Source organism: Streptococcus sp. 2741, assembly GCF_013276315.1.
In the GTDB taxonomy this organism is placed as follows: Bacteria; Bacillota; Bacilli; order Lactobacillales; family Streptococcaceae; genus Streptococcus; species Streptococcus pseudopneumoniae.
Genome location: NZ_VMKU01000136.1, coordinates 1 through 3515, shown reverse-complemented (window position 1 = coordinate 3515; position 3515 = coordinate 1). Strand labels below are relative to the sequence as shown.

4 protein-coding genes and 1 pseudogene are annotated in these 3515 nt (G+C 38.3%); 1 reads left to right on the top strand and 4 read right to left on the bottom strand.

What is annotated here, in order from left to right; all coding sequences use genetic code 11:
* Window positions 1-128: 128 nt before the first annotated feature.
* Genes HT671_RS10580 through HT671_RS10570 form a run of 3 tightly spaced genes read right to left on the bottom strand, consistent with a single transcriptional unit; the run spans window position 129 to window position 2472 of the window.
* Entirely contained in the window at window positions 129-1604 is a 1476-nt protein-coding gene (locus HT671_RS10580) for a PTS galactitol transporter subunit IIC (RefSeq protein ID WP_000338717.1), read from the bottom strand.
* 47 nt (window positions 1605-1651) lie between these two features.
* Window positions 1652-1957, bottom strand: a complete 306-nt coding sequence (locus HT671_RS10575; RefSeq protein WP_000590549.1) for a PTS sugar transporter subunit IIB — start codon at window positions 1955-1957, stop codon at window positions 1652-1654.
* A gap of 38 nt (window positions 1958-1995) precedes the next feature.
* Window positions 1996-2472 (bottom strand): PTS sugar transporter subunit IIA, encoded by a 477-nt coding sequence (locus HT671_RS10570; RefSeq protein WP_166735416.1) that lies wholly within the window; start codon window positions 2470-2472, stop codon window positions 1996-1998.
* A 173-nt stretch (window positions 2473-2645) separates the two neighbouring features.
* Here HT671_RS10570 and HT671_RS11800 point away from each other — a divergent pair, with 173 nt between their 5' ends.
* The gene (locus HT671_RS11800; protein WP_007285086.1) at window positions 2646-2819 is read left to right on the top strand and encodes a hypothetical protein; all 174 of its coding nucleotides are present in this window, start codon (window positions 2646-2648) and stop codon (window positions 2817-2819) included.
* Here HT671_RS11800 and HT671_RS10560 read toward each other — a convergent pair.
* Window positions 2789-3097 (bottom strand): annotated as a pseudogene (locus HT671_RS10560) (hypothetical protein). The gene HT671_RS11800 and the pseudogene HT671_RS10560 sit on opposite strands and share 31 nt — an antisense overlap.
* Window positions 3098-3515 lie beyond the last annotated feature (418 nt).

Genomic DNA, 3515 nt, shown 5'->3' with positions numbered 1-3515 from the left:
TTTTCATTGAGTATAATTCAATTACCATTATTTTCTCCGATTTCTTGATAGTTTATAAAAAACCTAGGCTGTCACTCCTAAACAGTATGACAACCTAGTTTCAACAATTTACATTTTATAGGAGCGCATTATTTTGCTTTTGCTGCGTACTCTTCGTTACGTTTAATCATTTGTTTTCTGTACCAAGCAAAGATACCGATATAGAATACAAGGAAGACTACTGCACCAAGAATTGCTTTGATATCACCAGTTGTAGTGTTACCAATTGTCCAACCAAGAAGTTTTTCGATTGGTCCTTCAAGAGTAGAGTGAGTAATCAATTGAGTTTGGCTCACACCTTCTGGGAAGGCACCTACACCTTTAGCAAGTTCTGTTGCAAATGGCGCAATAAGTGTACCTGAAAGAAGGAAGAGTGGCAACAAGAGTGTTCCGAAGATAATCATACGGAGCAATTTACCACGCGTTACAACCAAGAGAGCTGGAGTAACACCCATAGCGATGATACCTGCAAGTGGCAAGATACCATTTCCAACTTTTGAAAGAAGCACTGCTTCAATCAACATGATTGGTGCAAGTACGTTGGCACAAGCCCAGATTTCAGCACGACCAGCGATGAATGGCCAGTCAAGACCGATATTGAATTTACGTCCTTGAAGACGTTTAGTAGCAACGTTTGTAATACCTTGTGATAGTGGTTCTACGGCTGCGATGAACCATGAACCGATAAGTGAGAAGAGTTCCAAAGATACACCGGCAGTCAAACCAAGAGACAACCATCCTTTGATAACAAGACGCCATTTATCTGCATCTGCAACACCTGCAATTGGATGTGGAGTTCCCATAATACCGATAACGATACCAAGGATGAAACCGATGAAGAATTTAGATCCCCAGAAACCGATTTTCTTGTTCAATTTAGCAGCATCAAAGTCATATTTATCAAGGCCTGGGAAGAATTTTTCAAAAATCTTATCCAAAACCATGATAACTGGGTTCATCATGTAGTTCATGTGAGTTGATGTCATTGGTGATGAACTTGGAGCGTTAAGAAGGTCATCAAATGTAGGTTTCATCAAGTCAGAGTTGATAATTTTCAACACACCAACAAGGACGATAGCTGCTGTAGCAATAAAGAGCGAAACCCCTTGACTCACACCATTGTTATCAGCATACCATTTAATCAAGAGACCTGTGATAGACAAGTGCCAGATATCAAAGATATCGACATCAAGTGTATCGGTTTTCTTCATAGCAAGCATCACTACGTTGACAATCAACATGATGAGCAAGAAGTAAAGTGTCCAAGCAGAACCCCAAGTGATTGTTGCAAGTGGTGCCCAACCAACGTCGGTAATACTCAATTGGATACCAGTGTTTTCAACGAATTTTGCAAGTGATGCTGAGAAAGCACCATTTAGCATACCGATGATAGCACCGATACCTGTAAGAGCGATGGCAAGTTTGATACCACCTTCAAGCGCTTTGGAGAATTTCACTCCAAAAAGTAAAGCCAATACTGTCAAAATGATTAACATGATGACAGGTCCACCCATTTCTAAGATGGGATTGAAAACCTTTCCGATTAGGTCAAAGATTGCATCCATAACAGTTCCTCCCTTTTTTATGTTATATGAATGTTAACAAATTAGAATTAGCTTAATCCGTGTTCTTTAATAGCTGCTTCAATATTGTCAAATACTGGAGCGCTCATTGCTGGGATACGGAATAAGATTGGTCCAGCTTCGATAACTGGAATACCTGGGTCAAAACCAAGATCTGTCGCAGCGATTGGTGTGAAGATGTCATAACCCTTGATAAGGTCTTCGTTAACATCTTTGACCATGACTGCATCACAGTGAACATCGTAACCACGGTTTGAAAGTTCTTCTTCAAGAGCACTTTTAATTTGGTGGCTTGAGTTAACACCTGCACCGCAGGCAGCAAGAATTTTAATCATATGGATTTCCTCCGATTTAATATTTTTAATAGACAAGATTAAGCGATTGCTTCAGCTATATAAGCATAAAGTTTTTCTGGTTCGGAAATTTTTGATAGGTCTTCAAGATGTCCATTTCCTGTGAAAAAGTCCATCAACTGAGCCAGAATATTTGTTTGACTTGAACTTGAGTTATTGATGATAAAGAAGAGCAAGGATACTTCTACTTCCTTATCAGGAGCTATCATATTGTGAAAAGTTACTGGTTTTTCTAATCGAACAACCACCACTTTCTCAGCTAGATTATGAACAATATCTGTATGAGGAATAGCCACATTCGGCAAATCCTTACCCAAAAATTCCATATCTAAGCCAGTTGGAAATGACTTTTCACGCGTGATCAAGGCTTCACGATAAGTTGGAGTCACGATTTCTCGTTCCTCCAATAAAGTAGTAACCTGATCAAAGAGATGTTCTTGATTATCCGCTTCTAAGCAAAACACAAGGTTTTTGTCAAAGAAATGATCTAATCCCATAAGGTTTTCCCTTCTTTCCATTAACTTTATGCTATAAGTATAACACTATATGTAATCGTTGTCAATAGTTTTCTGTTGATTTTTGTCTTTTTTTATACTTTTGTTGTGTTTATAGTTTGTTATATAAAAATAAACAAACAAATATTCCAAGTATTTTTCTGTTCTAATACTCAATGAAAATCAAAGAGCAAACTAGAAAGCTAGGCACAGACTGCTCAAAACACCGTTTTGAGGTTGTGGATAGAACTGACCAAGTCAGTAACCATATCTACGACAAGCCGACGTTGACGTGGTTTGAAGAGATTTTCGAAGAGTATTATTTTCCTTCTTTATCAGGAAATAGATAGCCAATCCCTACACAAGCCAGCACACCTGCTCCAATCACCAAGCCACTTGAAATTGGCAACAGGTCCAAAATTGCATTTGCGATGATAAAGGCAATAATCAAACACATCAGACTAGCCTTGTAGTCTTTTTTCAAAAGATTCTCTAGAGTGAAAAAGAGGAACAGACCCACCGGAATCAAAGACCATAGGCTGACATTCAAACTTGGCTAGCCAACAGAACCAAAATACAATACTGTCACTGCTGCTAATAAAAAGACAATTCCCAATAATTTTTTCATTTGTTTATCTCCAATTTTTTTATGAACTTGAGTTCTCTGATAGTGAAGCCTCACGTCCCTTACAAAAATCATTATAGTAGAGGTCAGTTTCAAGAACAAGTTCTTTTGCCTATCTGGTCTCTATATCAGTCTAAGTGGTTAAATAATGGCGATAAAATAAGGAAGCAGGGTAAGCGCGTCATAACAAGGTATCTATCATTCATGGAAGACCTCCTGTATACTATTAGTAAAGTAAAACTATTGGAGGATATTTTAATGCCACAACCTATTGTTCCTGTAGAGATTCCACAATCTCGAAATGATAGAAGAGCTTTTGGATAAGGTGTTGCTCTATGACAATTCATCTATCTAGCCTAGGGCAGGTCTATCTCGTATGTGGGAAGACTGATATGAGGCAAAGCATTGATTCACTGGCTTA

Excerpts from the sequence above, each read along its gene's own strand:
- HT671_RS10580 (WP_000338717.1), bottom strand. The coding sequence starts at position 1,604 with ATGGATGCAATCTTTGACCTAATCGGAAAGGTTTTCAATCCCATCTTA.
- HT671_RS10575 (WP_000590549.1), bottom strand. The coding sequence starts at position 1,957 with ATGATTAAAATTCTTGCTGCCTGCGGTGCAGGTGTTAACTCAAGCCAC.
- HT671_RS10570 (WP_166735416.1), bottom strand. The coding sequence starts at position 2,472 with ATGGGATTAGATCATTTCTTTGACAAAAACCTTGTGTTTTGCTTAGAA.
- HT671_RS11800 (WP_007285086.1), top strand. The coding sequence starts at position 2,646 with ATGAAAATCAAAGAGCAAACTAGAAAGCTAGGCACAGACTGCTCAAAA.